Below are 17,685 nucleotides of genomic sequence, written 5' to 3'. Positions count from 1 at the left end.
GTATTGTAGGACAATCCTATCGAATTAAAGATCATTTTAGCAAAGAAAATGATTGATTTTGTACATGCTTAAACAAGCGAAAATGTACATGTTTATCTTGACATTTACAATATAGCAAAGAAATATTCCACATTTGATACTCTAGTTGAACCAAAATATCGGCATATAAAGCGTAACTTATTCAAACCTTCTGAATCTCAAAGTATATATAATACCTTATAAATAATAAAATAGTTCAATATCCTTCTTTTACTTTACAGTCATAACAAAGTGATTTACAGGCTTGTATTTTTAGCATACTAAGAAATACGGCAATATTCATACCATAAATATTCAACTGCAAATAGGCCTTAAAGCATTTTCTATTCTGATATTTTTTTCTGGATTTAATTAATAAAATTCAAATATATTCATCTCTTATCTGTTATTAGTTCTATGTTGGTTAATATAGATTCTTCTGTGTATTAAGATAAACGAAAAAACAACATAAAATAATAGAGTTTCAAAAAAATAGCCCTCCACCAGACCATTTTTGGTCAGATGGAGGGCTATTTTTTTCATGTTTTGACAAGTTGCGGTGAGATAAGCCTGCATTTGGACAGACTTCAGCCCCTAAATCGAGCATATCGATAGCCATGTAGTTCTTTGGCGTCCGCAAAGCTTCGCTCTATAGTTGAACAGCGTACTTTGTACAACTTTTTCCCTGTAACTGTTAGTTTGTTTTTTTTAACGATATCCTTATATTTCTACCATATATGATGAGTGATAACTTTTTGTTTTTGTTTCTTTGAAAAACATACCTCACGTAGCGGACAAACAGCGCAGTCTTCTGGGTTGGATTTATAGTGACGATATCCTTCACGATCCGTTGTCGCATACTCTAAAATACACCCCATCGGACAAGCAAATGCACATTTCTTCTACATATTTAAATTGGCTTTTTGGTACTTCCTTATTTCGTTTTCCAAATCGGTGATACCCCATCACCATAAATATATTTCTCTCCGATAATTTCTTACAGATATACCCTGTAAAATAGCCTGCATCAAGAGCTACTGCTTCCACTTTAAATCCGAATTTATCAATTTGAGCTTGTAGACGCGCTAAATATGGCTCGGAATCTGCCATATTTCCAGCCGTTAAATAAGTATCTGTAATAATATTGTACTTCGCATCAGTCGTACGATGGTCTAAAGAAATGAAAACCGTTCGGTTTTCCATCTCTCATTAAAAATCCACTATCTGGATCCGTAGTACTTATACGAGTTTTTTTAGTGGGAGTATCACTTTCCTTTCTGGGTTTTAATTCTTTTTTTCGTGTACCTCACGATCTTCAATTACCGCAGCTTCTAGTTCGTCTATGTAAAAATTTTCCTTTTCTTTTTTATATTTATATACAAACTTATTTTTATTAGCATTGGCCTTAATGTGCGTAGAATCTGTCATCAGCGCACGTCCTCCCACCATCCGGTACTCTGTCGCTTGCCTCACAATCTCATCAAAAATTTCTTAGAAAATATTTGTATGAATAAAGCGAGTACGACGATTCCAACTGATTGTAGAATGATCTGGAATAGTATCTGATAGAGAAAACCCTAAAAACCAACGGTAGGCGATATTCGTTTTAATCTCTTTTTCCAATTGACGCTCCGAACGAATACCGTAAGAATATCCAATAAACATCATTTTAAATAAAACGATAGGATGGATTGACGGACGTCCATTGTTTTCACAGTAATAAGGGCGTAACTTCCCTTCAATAAAATCAAAACTAATTGTCGCTTCAATCGCACGAAGGAAATGATCTTGTGGAACCAACTCTTCTACAGAAACAGATACACGTTCATCACGATGATTTTTTAAAGCACCCATCATAAAAAGAGGTTCAGACACAAAAACAGGCTGTGGAGAAGACTTTCTCCACAGCCTGAAGATAAACGAAAAAAAGTTCTACTCCTATTGAGTAGAACTTTTTTTCGTTTATCTCGGTAAATAATTAAGTAACTGTAATATTTCTCTTTTAAATTTTGGAGTTGCTTGTTTTAGTAATGATGGTACTTCTCTAAAGTGATTTATTAGGGCTTTGTTAATTTTTGTAGAGTAATCTTTTTTATCTCCTGTAAGTATATCTACTATATCTTTTTTTAATGGATTACTAACTTTCCCCCACAAAAATTCTGATTCCTGAAAATGCTTATTAATAAAAATTTTGACTTGATTAATAAAAGGGTCATTTTTTTGCTGTATAGCGTCTTGTAACTGCAATATTGATATGTCATAATTTTGAGTTACTTGTTTTTCCTTCACATGACTTATATTCTCAGCCGCACTTACACTTGATCCGAAAGCACCTAAACCACTAACCCCAATTACACCTGCCAAAGCAATACTTGTACATTGTTTTACTAATGATTTCGATTTAATAACTTTCATAACGCTTCCCCCATTTATAATTTAGATTTTCTTACAGTTAAATTTTACCATGTTTTTTCACCTGATTAACTGTTAAATGTTACAATAAAACGAATTATTATAATAATTATATATTCATAAAATAATGCAATTAACTTTTTCAATTACATGTCCATTTTTAGCAAGTTGATACTTTTCGTTATATCCCTTTTACTACGACCATTTCTCTTTGCACAAATTCATTCAAAAGATTGGACTGATTACACCTTTACTTTTTTAAACAGAGCGAGAATATAATTAATTGCATAGCTTTTGAATGCAACTGTTAAACAAAATAATAAGATGAGTAGACTGACGCCCATTATTTCCACAATAATACGGACATCCCCCTCTTCAATCAAATTTGGTGCGGTTTTTATTGTACAAAACTAATACACAATTCCCCTATATTTTTCATATAAATTTCCATAAGAAATCTCTCCTGTTCCTCTCTTTAACACACAAAAACAAATTATTCCAAAAAAATAAGGATGTGGAAAATACCTTCTCCACATCCTTGAAAACCGTAGCTTGATTTCAAACTACCTCTTTAAGTTGAACTATCCCCACTTTCACTTCGTTTAGAAGTGGGGGATTCCTAAGTAAAGGGTTCTATCGAACTCTAATTGATTAGGCTATCTCCGCAGTCCTTGCGGTTAGAAGCCTTATCGCTTCATGCTTTAGATTGATACTTGCGTTAATATCCCTATCATGATGTGTTTGACATGAAGGGCAAACCCATGTACGTAGGTTTAGATTCTTAACGTCTTTATTTTGATATCCACAACAAGAACATAGTTGGCTGGAAGCAAATGTTTTCGATACGACAATGACTTGTTTTCCGTACCATTTTGCTTTGTATTCTAACATGGTTCGAAACTGTGACCAGGATACTTCACTAATTGCTTTTGCTAACTTATGATTCTTTAACATATTCGATACTTGCAAATCCTCTATACCGATAACATCGTGGTTTTTGATGATTTCAGTTGAAATTTTGTCCAAGTAATCTTTTCTAGAGTTTGATATGTATTCATGAATTCTAGCTACCTTTACTCGTTGTTTATTCCAACGAGAAGATCCTTTCATTCTTCTAGAAAGGACACGCTGTGCTTTCGCCAATTTCTCTTCTAATACTCGAAAAAATTCTGGGTTTTTATAAGTTGTTCCATCTGACATAATGGCGAAATTTTTTAGTCCTACATCCATTCCAATGTAAGAACTTGTTTTCGGAAGTTCTTGTACTTCTGTTTCGACTAACAATGATACAAAGTATCTGCCAGAAGGATTCCGTCTAACTGTAGCATTTACAATACGTCCCGTTATTTCACGACTTTTGGCAAATCGAACAAGACCTAGTTTTGGCAATTTTATTTTGTTTCCTACAACGGCAATGTTTTCATTTGTTTGTTTTGTGGTATACGATTGTACGTTATTCTTCTTATATCTAAAGCGCGGGGCGCTGTTTGTTTTTTGAAAAAGCGTGTATACGCATCCGCAAGGTTGCGAACAGACGACTGAATCGCAATACTGTCCACTTCTTTTAGCCAAACAAACTCTTTCTTCATGGCAGGAAGCTTGGCAGAGCATGTACCATATGTCAAACCTTTTCCTGTCTCTTTAAATGCGTGATCCCATAGGGATAGGAAATGATTGAATACAAAACGAGAACAACCTATCGTTTTGTTAATTAGAATTGCTTGTGCTTGATTTGGATAGATACGAAACTTATAGGCTTTATTAATTATCATTTAATTCACCTCCATTTCGGTATATGACTATTATACACCAAACGTACATTCGATGGATAGTGAAGTAACAATTTATGTATGTCGAACAATTAAGATGGCTCCTTGCCATCCCTTGTTCAAAGCCAATTCATCTCCCACCTACTCACTTCGCGTTCCTTGAGGAAGGAGTCTTCTTGGCTAAAATGATAAAGTCTGTAAAGCTTAAACTTAGACCAAAAACAAACTTAATTATATCTAAAAATCACCTATTTTATAAACTCATCACCATTATTATTAAATTCAAAATATAACCCCAAAAATTTTTCTAATATTTCCGATTTATTGTCTTTTCGCCAAGCAAGTGACGCCTCAATTTCAGTATTTATATCCTCAACTTTCCGTTGTATTAATCCATTTAATGGATTAATTGATGAAGGTAATAATGCTACCCCCATCCCATTTGCGACTAATGCTGAAACCGTTTGTAGATCATTTGCCTGGACGGTTATTTTCGGTGCGAAACCAACATTTTGAAACAGGTTCATAAACGTATCATAATAAAATGGCGCCGCTGATCTAGTTGCCATAATAAAAGGTTCATTTTGCAAATCATGAATATAAATTGATTGTTTGAGCGCAAGAGGATGTTTTTCAGGAATAATAGCCTTAAATGACACCTTTTTGACTGGCCTTACATGTATTTTACTACTACTTATTGGTGCAGCTAAAATTCCTATATCAATTTTTTTTCAATTAAATTTTTAACTTGAATAGGTGTACTAAGTTGTTGTAATACGATTCCAACTTTAGGATATCTTTCCCGGTATCTTTGAATAGTTTGGATAAGATCTTGTACTGATCCACTGAATCCTATTACAAGTTCACCTTCAGTCCCGGTAGAAGTTAATCTTGTGCTGATGCATGCTTGTTCAACTTGATCAAGGATTTGATAAGCTTTATCCAGAAATACCTGCCCAGCATTAGTTAACTCCACATGCCGTTTTGTCCTATTAAATAATTTAGCACCAATTTCCTCTTCTAATTCTTTAATTTGCTTACTAAGAGGTGGTTGGGCAATATGTAATTTTTCCGCAGCTCGACTAAAGTTCAGTTCCTCTGCAAGAACCAGAAAATATCGAATGTGTCTTAATTCCATTTATCATTCCTCCTCCCTAGTACTTATACCTAAAAGGTATTAATAAGACACTTTTTAGGTATTTCTATTAATTATTAATTTTGTTTAATATTAAGTCAAGGTAAAAACATTACTATTAGAATGGGTGATAGCATAAATTACTTCCAATAAGCAGATAACCTATTATTAGTTTTTGAACCTAATCAAATGCTTTTTATTTTAATTACCTCTAAAGTTTTGAGATAAGTGAAAATTTTGGTTCTTTCATTGCAGCACTTTCCTTTAATCTCTTCCTAATCCCCCACAAAGTTTTAAGCAGTGGTATTAGTGGAATTGCAATCATTATTGGAATTTTAACACCCTTTAATACTGGATCAGTTAATTTCCTTTTAAATTTACTTATCATAATATTAGGTTATATTAGACTTGAAAAAAATTCATAGGGTATACAATTTTATCAGTTATCACATTTTCGACAGCATTATATGCTATTCCAATACATGTAGTGACAAACGACGTACTCCTTTCTTCATTGTTTGGTGGCGTTATTGCTGGTATAGGTATTGGACTTGTATTCAATTGCAATGGGTCAACAGGTGGATTTGATATTATCGGTATATTGCTTTCACGAAAAAAAGATATTCAGCTTGGAAAATTCCTAATCGTACTTAATACTATTGTCGTTATTATCTCTGGATTTTTCTTCAATTGGGATATTGCCTTATACAGTTTAGTATCTATTTTTATTACAGGGAAAGTCATAGATATGATTCACACAAAACACCAAAAAATTACTCTAATGATTGTAACAACTCATGTAGAAAAAATGAAAGAAAACCTTCTTTCTAACTTTGCACATGGGGTAACTTTATTAAGTGAGAAAGGGGCATACTCAAATGAAAAAAAATATATATTAATGACTGTAATCTCACGAGTAGAGCTAGCTAGAATAAAAACTATAATTTCTGAAGTCGATCCACATGCTTTTGTAAATATTACAGAATCAACAGAGGTATTAGGGCTATTTAGAAAAGGATAAATTAGAAAATAAAAGAAATGCGTATAATCACTTTCAAAAATTCTGTACAATCACTTTCAACATTTATTAGTACCGACCTACATTCTTCTCTTTAATATACTAACCATTGTTTGTGTTTATATAAAAACCACTTTGAACTACTCACCACTTAATATTCTTACAGACTTTTTGAAGTGGGAGATTCCTGCGAACACCGATGTATCCACCGGTTATCTTAGCAGGCTATGCCCGTAGTCCCTACGGTGAAAACATAAGTATCTTATACGTTGACTCACCACGCTTCCTACTTTAGCTTGGTTTTCGCAACTTCAGTAAACGTGGGGCGAAAGAACGTTGAAGATTTTACGGTTGCAACGTTTTTCTACAACCAACCTCATATCTTCAGTTTTCAAAGAGCAATCTGTACAAGTCTATGGTAGCAAACATGTTGGCTTATACCAACCGACATTCATCTCCCACCTAAAATTGGTGTTTCACACCTTAACACTTTTGAGGAAGGAGTCTTCTGTCGGAAAACGATAAAACATTGAGTATAGTTCAGGGATGATTAGGAGAAGATGTAGTAAGCGAAAAATAATATAGTTTTTTATTTAAATAAATTATTAATTTACTTTTAAATTGAGGATGATAATTATATGAAAAAGAAAACGGCATTACTTAATTGCACTATTATAAACGGCGACATGAATCGAGAAATTGAAAAAGATATGGTTATTCTAGTTAATAATCTTGGTATTATAGAAAAAATTGAAAACCGTCAAAATATAATTATTCCTAAGGAATATGAACAAATTGATATAAAAAATCAGTTTGTTATGCCCGGACTCATAAATGCACATGCACATTTATTTTCTGATGGAAGCCCTACAGGACTATCTTTTAGTGAAGAAGTATTAAATTTTGGAATTAAGTTATTAGATACAAAATTAGGAAAGAAATTTATTTACAATAGAATGAAAAAAAATGCTCTAGTCTCATTTCAATCTGGTATAACTACACTTCGCTCTGTTGGCGAATTTTTCTATCAAGATGTGAAATTGCGTGATGATATACAAAATGAAAAATTGATTGGTCCAGACCTAATAGTTTCCGGTTTCTTTATTAGTGCCACAGGTGGGCATGGGGCACCATATTTGGCCCTAGAAACAGACGGTCCTTGGGAGGGTGTGAAAAATGTACGAAAAAATGTACGCCAAGGTGTAGATTTGATCAAAATTTGTGTAACAGGTGGCGTCACAGATGCAAAGACAATTGGTGAAGCAGGAAGAATTCAGTTAACCGAAGAAGAAGTATACGCTATTTGTAAAGAAGCTCATAAAATTGGCATGATGGTAGCCGCACACGTAGAAAGTACCGAAGGAGTTAGGATTGCTTTAAAAGGTGGTGTAGATACAATTGAACACGGCGCTACGATGGATGAAGAAATCATTTCTCTTTATAAGCAAAATCCAAATGCCTTACGAGGATATACGTCACTGATTCCAACATTTCAAGCTGCATACCCCTATACATTACTAGACAGGAACATAACAAATATCAATGATGTACTTTTTGAAAACGCAAAAATCGTGTATACAAATATGATGATTAGTTTTCAACAAGCAATTGATAATGACATTAGTGTAGGTGTAGGAAATGATGCGGCAATGGCTTATGTATCACACTATGATCTATGGCGAGAATTGGATCATATGATTCGTTTTGGTGGCATCAATGAAAAGAAAGCACTTCATTTGGTTACAAAGAGTAATTCAGAAATTTTAGGTATTAGTGAAAAAGTAGGTACGATAGATGTAGGAAAAAAAGCCAATTTATTAGTATTACCTGATGATCCTATAAAGAACATCAAAAATTTATCAAAAATAAATTTAGTAATAAAAAATGGTGTTTTATTTGAGGATTTAAACATAAAAAAGAACGAAAAATTGGATAATATATTGGATTTAATTTAAAAGGATTTTCTTTTCCTTAAAAACAAGATATCATATGGATTTCGTTTTCCAAATTTATGATATTGTAAAATAATATGTTTCATCAAGGAGCTGACGCTTAAACATCTAAACACAAATCGATCGGTTTGTCATGAGAGTGGCGATGTCACACCACCAACTTGCACGTCAGCGATACCAGAAATGGAATTCGCCTTTGTTAGCAAGAATCCCAATGATGTTAGTCAGCTTGCCCCTTTAGGGGGAAGTGTAAAATGTGCAATGTCAGCCACATTAAATAAAATATGTTCTCCCATTTTTCATTTAATTATTCTTATATATATTAATCTAAAAATCTTCTCCTTATTTCTGGCGGAGGTAGTTGACAAGTATTTCGTTTTCCAAATAACTTATATCGATTTTTGGAGAATTTATCATATAAAAAATTACGAATAAACTTTGGAATTAATAATAGAAAAACTGCTAGCTTCCAAGGATAATCCAACTCTTTACAAATATTTATTACAGCATCTGATTTAATATAATATTTACTATGTTTAATTAAGACTATACTTTCTATGTTTACATCTATATTATATCGTTCTAGTAATTCTCTTCCGACATCCCCTCTAAGTGAGGCGTATTGAAAGTTACCAATAGTGTCTCTTTTAATAATAAATTGTACGCTTTGGTTACAAAAATTACACTCTCCATCAAATAATATAATATTTCCCATATAGGTCTCCTTTCTGTATCCAATACGACAGTAAAATTATAAAATTGACATCAATACAGATTTATTATCCGATACTTCACCTATTCAAAACTATAAAAACAGTTGTCAACTAAACATATGTTAACAACTGTTTCATTTATTATCTCAACCGACTTAAACTCATTTGTATTGTTTGCCAAAAATTAGAAATTAAAGATTTACAACGATATCGTGTACCAATAAATCATTAGATAGGTTATCACCATTCATAGATTTACCCCATGTATTAACAGCTGCTGTAGCTAAATACACTGCAGCGCCAGCAACATATACTGCACCTGCAGCTACTTGAGCCACTACTGCAGCGTAATAAATTGCAACTAATCCAAGAACTGCACAACGCCCAGTTCCAGTCCCATCTTCAGCCACTTCTAGGCTAGCCGATGAAACGCCCATATCTTTAGTAATATCTGTTAAAATTTCTCCACCTTTATTTAAGGCTTTTTCAATTTTTTGAGGATTATTAGAATAAACCGCAGCTTCTAACTCTGCTAGATAAGAAGCATCTTTTTCTTTAACTTTTCCCACTAAATCATTAGCTTGTTTTTCCATCTCAGGAGTATTTGTAGCTTTTCTTAACTCCTTAGAATAGAAATTAGGTAATTTTTCTGCCACTTTTCCTTGTCCAAAGAATAATCCTTTAAATAATTCTTCACCAGAAAAAACTTTTACACTTGCCTCTGTTACAGCGGCTTTAGCCTGCATACTTCCTTGAAACATTACGCCCATTAAAAGAGCAAAACTCATCAATGATGCTACAATTTTCTTCATTTTATTTCTCCCTTTTTATAGAATAAGTCGGTGATAACCACTATTAAGATACAAATTTTTTCTTATCTAAAATGTCCTTTTCACTTTTAGTCTTAAGAGAATTTAACTTTGATATAAATTTAAATTCTCTATTTAATGGATAATAGGACAAAATTAAACCTGCACACATAATTATCGAAAAGCTATGTAATCCTAAAACTATAGCAATACCAGCATGTAATAACACACCTGAGTAAAGATATATTTTCCAATATTTATTTGAACCAATTAGAGAAGCTGCTAAAAACAGTTCTATAATTGTAGTACCCCAAGTTATGAAAAAAACAAAAGGTGATGCCAGTAATGGATTTATAAGATTCGCTAAGGTGCTATTCAACCCCAGCATAGGATCACTAAAATAGTAATATACTGCTGTTCCATCTAGCCATTCAGGATTCTTCAATCTAATAATTGCTGCTTGGAAGTAGATGAAAGACATTTGTATCTTTACAGCAACTAAAAAGACTAAAGATATTATTCTAAAATGCAATTGAGAATTGGATGTTGTTTCTTTTAAACCAGTCTCCCAATGCCATTTTCTCTTATCTAATAATGTGACTGGGATTAGTAACAAAGTCAGCACAGTTGCGACTTGTTCACCGCCATCAAGAGTTATAGCTGTATTTTGAATTGAAGACGCAACCCACCAATGTAAAACACCTGTGTACCTTGGTCTCCATCCAGAAGCAACTAATAGTAAAATCAAAACTGCTAACCACTTAAATAGCCCTAAATATGAACCAGAAGCTAGGCAAAATATACTAATTGAATAAATTGAGCATGCTGGAAATTCTTCTACCCCCGCAACAGGCCTGAATAATGTAGAAACATCATTAAAAATTAAAGTAACTAAGGTAGATAAGGCTATTAACGACCTGGCTACTCCATAAACACTAGTCCAAGGATTATTAGAAATCGCCCAATTATAAGCAAAACTATTTATTTTTTTGAACATATTGATTCCACCTTTACAAATTCCGAAGACATTTCTGAAGGCGATGTAATTCCTGCCCAGGCCCAAGGTACTACTTTTCTTGTTACTAGTGTATAATCCCCACATAAAATTGGTTTAGGTGTTGGATTTTTGACCTTCACTCTTTCATGTGTTTTTTTAACACATATATCAATATCTTCGTCACATTTATTGAATTTTTCTTTTTGTACTTGTGCCACTAGTAATCCCATTTCAATCCCCTGTGATCTACCACCACGATTTATACCAAATGCATTTTTGATAGTGTTATTTGGCCAACCCACAGCAGATTCTCCATTCTCATCTAAAATAAATGTATAATCATCACGAGGTGGCTTACTAAAAAACCCCCATCCTTGTGGGAAAATTTTCATTACAGTAAAACTCTTTAAATTACTTATAGGATTTTTAGGTAAGCTATTTTGAGATCCCATCAGAAATAAAATAAAAATAAAAATTCCTGTTAAAACAAGCGTAGAACCGTATAACCGTTTCATATACCCCTCCAAATTTAATAACTATAATAAGAACAATTAATTAAGTAGCTAATTAATTAATTGATACAACATTGTAACTCTTTTAATTTTTATATACAGATTATTTGCTACACACTGAATGATATCTTTAGACACAAAATTTCACAAATTTATCACAAATAGTATATTAATTTTATAAAATATTATGTTTTACAATTACTAAGCCTAATTTCCCCACACTAAACAAACTGTATCTAAAATAAATTACACTATTGGATATAATTTCCTTGGAAGTATGGTGATTTAATTCACATTTTTTTAAAAATTAATACATTTTTTCATAAAATCCAAATTATAGTTTTCTACGCTATTAATTGTAAAATTAATAGCCCTTTCATTTCACAAAAAAAGATGACCTATTATTATAGATCATCTTTTGAGTTCTTTATATTATTTTACTTGTAATCAACTTTGTATATTTTTATTCTCAATTTTCCTAAAAAATATATATGAAGAAAACACAGATATTAAAGCAGCAATTGCCACAAGACTAATCATACTTAAAATTACAAATTTCGGGGTTAAAATTGATAATAGTATTATCATTAAACCTGTAATAAAAAAGATTTTTGCAGAGAATCGATTAGTTAATCTCCATACTTCCTTATTCTTTAATGTCCAAGGGGTTCTTATTCCGTATATATAATTTTGTTCTACTCGCTGCATAAAGTTAGATAAAACCATAATGAATATACCAGTTGCTATACCCACTACTAATTCAAAAGTAATAGTATATCCAAACTCAGTACTTACAATTACTAAATGAATAATACATAACAACATTAACATTGCATTAGAAATGATTCTTAAATCAAGTTGATTTTCTAGGTTTCCCTCAGTTAATAATGTATTTTTCACTAATATATTAAATATTACATTTGAAATAAGCATTATCGTGGGCATAATGCTTAGAATCCATATCTTCTCATCCCCTAATTTAAAATAAGATATGAAACTTACCACTAAACTAATCATAATAATAAGATATGAACATGTTTTTTTCCTCATTATTTATTTTCCTCCCCGATTTTAATACTTATAAGCCAATTCAAAATATCCTGAACAACGGTTGTATTTAATGTGTAATAGACATACTTCCCTTCTTTTCGATTTTTAACTAAATTTGATTGTTTCAGAATGTTAAGATGTTGAGAAATACTGGGCTTTGACATATTGAAATGAGAAGCTATTTCTCCGGCAGTAAGATCTCTCTCCTTTAACAAATCTAATATTTTCCTTCTTGTTGGATCTGCTAAAGCTTTAAAAAGATCATTCAATAAAAATCCTCCCCCCAATAACATTTAAGTATTTACTTAAATGTTATGTGTAAGAATAATAAAAATCAAGTAATTATTAAATTTAATATAACAATGTAGTATTTTTACATTCATGGTGCATAAATCTTAAACTATTCTTTAACATTGCTATATCTAGACTCCTGGTACCACAATTGTAAAATATTAGTTACATATTTCACAATTGTTTTTGACAAATATGAATACAATTACTAATTCAATAGAATATTTGTGTCTATTGAATTAGTATGTATAACTTGAATCGTATAAAAGACATTAAAAATATACAATCAAAAGTAAATACAATAAATAAAGTAATGGAAATGAATTATTTTCTTGATATTTTGATACATTTTTATAAAATGACATAAATCAAAAAAAGAATTTTCATAAATTCTTTTTATTCCCTTGTTGTAAGCGCTTTACATTTATGATACCATCGTATTTATAAGATAGATGGTAATAAGTCTTGAAGTAGTTCTTTACTTAAGACGCGTGTAAACGTACGGCTAAATCATAAAAATAGGCCATAGGTCCAATAAAATATGGGCTATCTTATAAATTAATCAATGGAAATTTCATCGCTAAAAATACTGTGAACTCAGATATAACAGCTTTTTGTTATGTCCTTAACAAAGTTTTACAATTCAGCGGGAAAATTCTCGAAATTTAACTCATCCAATTTAATAAGCTAAATTTTATTCTGTATCCAGCTACGAGACGTGAGCAAAAGAATTCTACCAACAAAACCGAGCTAAGTAATTAAAGATATCTAAAATTTTATCTTTATACTGTCTATAGTTGATAACGTATTTCCAAACAATCTGAAACCTTTTTTGATTTTTAAATGTATAAACGAATTACTTAAGACTTATTTACATAGCCTCTGAATGAATTCTTCAAATATTTATTTGGATATAAATCATTAATCATTGCGTATGGACTTCCATTCCAATATTTCATTAATGGTGTCCATAACCTATGACTTTTTATCCATCTAATTGTATATTTTTGTAGTAATTGTTCATCTGTTAACTTTTCTCTTTCTTCAATTGTCCACCGTAATGCATCTAGTGCTTTTTCCTTTGTCCAAAAACCATTAGGAGTCATCTTAAATTCCCATTCCTTAAATTGATTGGGATATAAATCATTAATCATTGCATACGGGCTATCCTCCCAACATAATTGACAAGCGCCTTTCAATCCAGATTGAATTAGCCATTTTCCCCCGTAAATATTTCTCAATTCTTCCAGATCTAATTTTTCTTTTTCTTCAATTGTCCATTTTAATGCTTGTAATGCTTTTTCTTTCGTCCAAAATTTATTAGGGGATTTAGTAAATTGCCATTCCTTAAATACATTCGGATATAAATCATTAATCATCGCATATGGACTCCCATCCCAAAATACCCTTAATGGCGTACTTAGTTTTTGTTCCTTCAACCACTTTTGCCCATAAATTCGTAAAATTTTTTTTGGTAATAATTTTTCTTTTTCTTCAATTGTCCATTTTAATAATTGTAAAGCCTTATTTTTCGTCCAAAAATTTAATGGAGTCATTTTGAATTCCCATTCCTTAAATTGATTAGGGTATAAATCATTAATCATTGCATACGGACTATTTTCATATCTATGCTGCAATACTCCACGTAATCGATATTTTGCAATTAAAGAGACATTCCAATTTTGCTTTATCTCTTCTTCGTTCCAATTTAAAATTTCGGTTAATAAATATCTTGTTACTCTTTTAGCCATTTCATTATTCTCATCCCACCTCCAAGTATTGGATGGGAATCTACTTCTTTTTCCATCCAATATCTCCTGATAGATTTCTTCTATAGTAACTGCTTTTATCTGCATTTCATACTCTTCCCCTCACACTATATAAAAATTTTTATTTCTTTATATTAAGATTATACAAATATAAAAACTAATTACAATAATTACTTATATTAAAACTATAATTCCTAATGAGGATGATCACATCAATATCCAGTTAAAAAAATCATAAGTTCTTTCTCCAAAATTATAGGAAATGATGTCTTTATATCACCATTTTTTGTATATAATAATTAGAACTATTCTCTCAAGAAATTCAAAACTTATTAACTCTAAATTTTTTACAAGCTCTTCCAGGAGATATGAATTTTATGTAACAAAACCTTAAATACCTAGCCGGGGTTTAGTCGTTTTATATGTGTAGACTAAAACCTCTTCAATCTAAGTATGTAGCTGTTTAGAAGTACCAACGATTTAATACCACATCTATATACTCTTTATACAAAGGTTAGCCAAAGTAATATAAAACTAAGTGAATCTCTTTCCCATACACCTCTAATACCAGCATATCCATACCTATATTTTTATAATTTTCAAGTTCCAGATGCATACACATCTACTAATCCTCATGATAGGAGATGTAGTCAGTCCTAAAGCTGTAATAAAAATCCCATTAGAGTATGACTAATTAATTGAAAATTTTTCCGGCGTGAAATTCAAAGAATTATTTATATCTAACTCTTAAAATAAACAAAAAAAAAGATGAGTTATATATTCTTCATTTAATATATTTTCGTTTACTCGAATTTAAGTCTATCTAAAATAAAGATAAATATTATTTATCAATCTTTAAATTACCAACAATATATATAAATTTGAAACAGTTATATTTAAAACAAAATTTGTACAATCGAGTCTAATATATATTTGAAAAACCTTTTGAAACAATTAAATGATATATATAAGGGGCAACAAGAAACTACATACTATTAGTAACTTCTTTTCAAAAGTTTTGGACATAATGATCTCGTAAATCAATTTGTTTTTTGATCATGTGCATAGCTTCGATGCCACTTAAAATTAAAGTAGCTGTACGAAGTAACTTCAATCCTAACATAGAACGAACTCGCTTCTTGATAAAACGATGATCTTGCTCCACTACATTATTCCAGTACTTCTGTTGTCTAAATTACATACCGACAGGCATGTTTTTCTCTTTTTCTACTGTTCAATTGCTATAGGATAAGCCGGATTCTTATCCACCGTAATGATGCGAGGCTTAGAAACATGAAAAGGCCAAAAAGCTTTCTTGAAGAAACGCTTTGCATTCTTTGTATCTCTTGTTTCACTGAAATACAAATCAATTGTGTTGTATTCAGAATCCACTGCACGAATAGATACATCCATTTTGATATATGTTTCATCGACTCTCCGGGAGTCATTTGTTGTCTTAAAGTGACTCCATACTCTTTCATCATTCCGACCCATATTGATGAACCTACGCATAATGGTTATATGAGCCATCGATATGCCACGCTCTTTCATCAGCTGCTTACCAAAAATGGTTTGTATAGAATGCGACATTACACAATGATGTGTACTCTTAATTTATTCACCAATCCGTGACTTAATTGGATTCATGACAAAGATATTATATGTTCGTGCAATTTCATAAACGTGCTGACTATCATAAGCAGCATCTGCAACGGAAACAACGCATTTTGGTTTTGCATACCTTAAAGCAATGCAGGAACCATTTTACGTTCGCTGTTGTAAATGCATACGACATCTGGTGTAGAACAGACATGAGCTTTATATTTCTTATACCAACCATAACGAGTAGACTATTCTTTGTTTGAGAATCGTATAAACTCCTCCGTAAGGCCATACTATCGATTAAAACACAGGGAATCAAACCTAAATTCACCTCTTGAAGAGTTTGTTTATGAATCAATGGAATACCTTCGTTTTGAAACCAAGTTACCTACACGTGAAAAAGTAGAGATACGAGGAACAAAAGGAAAGTCACAAAATACAAGAAATAAAGGATATTGATGCAAAAGACAGGTTAATTTACGTAAAGTTTTTCTATAAATGAGTGGACGACCTGTAATAGGCGGAACTTCTCCAATGATTAAACTTTCTACATACGCAAATAAAATTTGTAAAATGGATTTTTTTGATCAAAATTGGTTATCATACTAGTAAATACATCCTTTCCAGTGATAGTTTGGGTTACTATCATTCTTCCAGGAAAACGGATTTTTTTATGCATTCATTTTTGGATATTTATGAGTTCTGCAACACCTAAATTTTATTAAATATCATGATTTGCTTAAAAATTTGAAGCGTGCGAAACTAGAGCGTCGTTTAGAATCCCAATTGAAACAATATATAAAGTACAAATTACTTATCATTGCTGAAATCAGATATTTACCAATTGATCCGGAGGATGCAAAATTATTTTTCAATTCATTGATATGCGGTATGAAAAGCGTAGTACCATCTTAACCACGAAAGTAAATTTCAAATCATGAGACGAAATTTTTCAAGATCCTACCATGCTAACAACCGTTTCTTACATCATGCCACGGTTGTTAGCATGGTAGGGTAATCGTATCGAATTAAAGATCATTTTAGTAAAGAAAATGATTAAATTTGTACACGCTTAAACAAGTGAAAATGTACATTTTAATCCTTACATTTATATAAAAAAATTATGACAAATAATTTTTTTGTATATAACTCAGCATTTGACTATGTTAATTAAACTTAATATTGGTATATGAGTCCAAAAAGAAAATTAATCTAATTGCCTAAGACTACTTATGTACAATTGTATTATTTACTTTAGCACCTTGAATAAGCTCTCTTTTTATGATTTTGTAAAAGGATTCCACAAATGCATCGTCATAAAGGGTTCTTTTCTACAGACACTTGAAAAAGCCCATTCTTTTTGAATGTAGTTTGAAAATACAACTTGTATATTAAGACTCTTGGTCTTTATGAATAATTCCCCCTTTTTCTTCGACTTAAGGGCCTCTACTCCTTTTGGTTGTTGTTGAGTGCGTATTTTCTAATAAGCCCAGATGAAGAAATATTAAAAATAACTGCCGTTTCGTTTGATATGCTCCCCCTATAGTAGACAGAAAAAAGAAAGCTTTATATCCTGTCTACTATAAGGGGGATTTTTTTATGGGGAAAATTAGAAGAACATATGATGAAACATTTAAG

At 31.5% G+C, this 17,685-nt stretch carries 11 protein-coding genes and 6 pseudogenes; 3 read left to right on the top strand and 14 right to left on the bottom strand.

Features of this window, described 5'->3' with window-relative positions; all coding sequences use genetic code 11:
- Window positions 1-417: 417 nt before the first annotated feature.
- The 5 genes and pseudogenes from MR168_RS26585 to MR168_RS26565 all read right to left on the bottom strand — a co-directional run bounded on the left by MR168_RS26585 (window position 418) and on the right by MR168_RS26565 (window position 5,337).
- A pseudogene (locus tag MR168_RS26585) lies at window positions 418-1,875 on the bottom strand (IS1182 family transposase).
- A 105-nt stretch (window positions 1,876-1,980) separates the two neighbouring features.
- Window positions 1,981-2,433, bottom strand: a complete 453-nt coding sequence (locus MR168_RS26580; protein ID WP_000864460.1) for a hypothetical protein — start codon at window positions 2,431-2,433, stop codon at window positions 1,981-1,983.
- A 648-nt stretch (window positions 2,434-3,081) separates the two neighbouring features.
- A pseudogene (gene tnpB, locus MR168_RS26575) lies at window positions 3,082-4,202 on the bottom strand (IS200/IS605 family element RNA-guided endonuclease TnpB).
- Between the two features lie 245 nt (window positions 4,203-4,447).
- The gene (locus tag MR168_RS26570; RefSeq protein ID WP_242291595.1) at window positions 4,448-4,882 is read right to left on the bottom strand and encodes a LysR family substrate-binding domain-containing protein; all 435 of its coding nucleotides are present in this window, start codon (window positions 4,880-4,882) and stop codon (window positions 4,448-4,450) included.
- 32 nt (window positions 4,883-4,914) lie between these two features.
- Entirely contained in the window at window positions 4,915-5,337 is a 423-nt protein-coding gene (locus MR168_RS26565) for a LysR family transcriptional regulator (protein ID WP_242291593.1), read from the bottom strand.
- Window positions 5,338-5,558: 221 nt separating this feature from the next.
- On the opposite strand from MR168_RS26565, the pseudogene MR168_RS26560 reads away from it, so the two are divergent.
- Both MR168_RS26560 and MR168_RS26555 read left to right on the top strand, forming a co-directional pair.
- A pseudogene (locus MR168_RS26560) lies at window positions 5,559-6,355 on the top strand (YitT family protein).
- 635 nt (window positions 6,356-6,990) lie between these two features.
- Window positions 6,991-8,307 (top strand): metal-dependent hydrolase family protein, encoded by a 1,317-nt coding sequence (locus MR168_RS26555; protein WP_000730548.1) that lies wholly within the window; start codon window positions 6,991-6,993, stop codon window positions 8,305-8,307.
- A gap of 319 nt (window positions 8,308-8,626) precedes the next feature.
- On the opposite strand, the gene MR168_RS26550 is transcribed toward MR168_RS26555, so the two are convergent.
- The 9 genes and pseudogenes from MR168_RS26550 to MR168_RS26510 all read right to left on the bottom strand — a co-directional run.
- Window positions 8,627-9,019 (bottom strand): thiol-disulfide oxidoreductase DCC family protein, encoded by a 393-nt coding sequence (locus tag MR168_RS26550; protein ID WP_000526840.1) that lies wholly within the window; start codon window positions 9,017-9,019, stop codon window positions 8,627-8,629.
- A 189-nt stretch (window positions 9,020-9,208) separates the two neighbouring features.
- The gene (locus MR168_RS26545; RefSeq protein WP_000724589.1) at window positions 9,209-9,829 is read right to left on the bottom strand and encodes a sporulation delaying protein family toxin; all 621 of its coding nucleotides are present in this window, start codon (window positions 9,827-9,829) and stop codon (window positions 9,209-9,211) included.
- 43 nt (window positions 9,830-9,872) lie between these two features.
- On the bottom strand, window positions 9,873-10,823 hold the full coding sequence (locus MR168_RS26540; RefSeq protein WP_000473523.1) for a sporulation-delaying protein SdpB family protein: 951 nt from the start codon (window positions 10,821-10,823) through the stop codon (window positions 9,873-9,875).
- Entirely contained in the window at window positions 10,808-11,338 is a 531-nt protein-coding gene (locus tag MR168_RS26535) for an SdpA family antimicrobial peptide system protein (RefSeq protein ID WP_000827070.1), read from the bottom strand. Before MR168_RS26535 ends, MR168_RS26540 begins: the two co-directional genes overlap by 16 nt.
- 444 nt (window positions 11,339-11,782) lie before the next feature.
- Window positions 11,783-12,280, bottom strand: a complete 498-nt coding sequence (locus MR168_RS26530; RefSeq protein ID WP_228220165.1) for an SdpI family protein — start codon at window positions 12,278-12,280, stop codon at window positions 11,783-11,785.
- Window positions 12,281-12,384: 104 nt separating this feature from the next.
- Entirely contained in the window at window positions 12,385-12,654 is a 270-nt protein-coding gene (locus tag MR168_RS26525) for an autorepressor SdpR family transcription factor (RefSeq protein ID WP_000998670.1), read from the bottom strand.
- 882 nt (window positions 12,655-13,536) lie between these two features.
- Complete coding sequence (locus tag MR168_RS26520) at window positions 13,537-14,532, bottom strand: DUF4046 domain-containing protein (protein WP_015406629.1); 996 nt, start codon at window positions 14,530-14,532, stop codon at window positions 13,537-13,539.
- Window positions 14,533-15,454: 922 nt separating this feature from the next.
- Window positions 15,455-16,002: pseudogene (locus tag MR168_RS26515) on the bottom strand (IS6 family transposase); the annotation flags it as partial.
- A pseudogene (locus tag MR168_RS26510) lies at window positions 15,982-16,651 on the bottom strand (ISNCY family transposase); the annotation flags it as partial. The pseudogenes MR168_RS26515 and MR168_RS26510, both read right to left, overlap by 21 nt.
- A gap of 113 nt (window positions 16,652-16,764) precedes the next feature.
- On the opposite strand from MR168_RS26510, the pseudogene MR168_RS26505 reads away from it, so the two are divergent.
- A pseudogene (locus MR168_RS26505) lies at window positions 16,765-17,065 on the top strand (ATP-binding protein); the annotation flags it as partial.
- Between the last annotated feature and the right edge of the window lie 620 nt (window positions 17,066-17,685).

The sequence above is a fragment of the Bacillus cereus group sp. BfR-BA-01356 genome, from assembly GCF_022663635.1.
GTDB lineage: Bacteria > Bacillota > Bacilli > Bacillales > Bacillaceae_G > Bacillus_A > Bacillus_A cereus.
Note: the sequence above shows the minus strand (reverse complement) of the source record. Positions and strands in the feature narration are given on the sequence as shown.

Excerpts from the sequence above, each read along its gene's own strand:
- MR168_RS26565 (WP_242291593.1), bottom strand. The coding sequence starts at position 5,337 with ATGGAATTAAGACACATTCGATATTTTCTGGTTCTTGCAGAGGAACTG.
- MR168_RS26520 (WP_015406629.1), bottom strand. The coding sequence starts at position 14,532 with ATGCAGATAAAAGCAGTTACTATAGAAGAAATCTATCAGGAGATATTG.
- MR168_RS26540 (WP_000473523.1), bottom strand. The coding sequence starts at position 10,823 with ATGTTCAAAAAAATAAATAGTTTTGCTTATAATTGGGCGATTTCTAAT.
- MR168_RS26545 (WP_000724589.1), bottom strand. The coding sequence starts at position 9,829 with ATGAAGAAAATTGTAGCATCATTGATGAGTTTTGCTCTTTTAATGGGC.
- MR168_RS26550 (WP_000526840.1), bottom strand. The coding sequence starts at position 9,019 with ATGGGAAATATTATATTATTTGATGGAGAGTGTAATTTTTGTAACCAA.
- MR168_RS26530 (WP_228220165.1), bottom strand. The coding sequence starts at position 12,280 with ATGCCCACGATAATGCTTATTTCAAATGTAATATTTAATATATTAGTG.
- MR168_RS26535 (WP_000827070.1), bottom strand. The coding sequence starts at position 11,338 with ATGAAACGGTTATACGGTTCTACGCTTGTTTTAACAGGAATTTTTATT.
- MR168_RS26555 (WP_000730548.1), top strand. The coding sequence starts at position 6,991 with ATGAAAAAGAAAACGGCATTACTTAATTGCACTATTATAAACGGCGAC.
- MR168_RS26580 (WP_000864460.1), bottom strand. The coding sequence starts at position 2,433 with ATGAAAGTTATTAAATCGAAATCATTAGTAAAACAATGTACAAGTATT.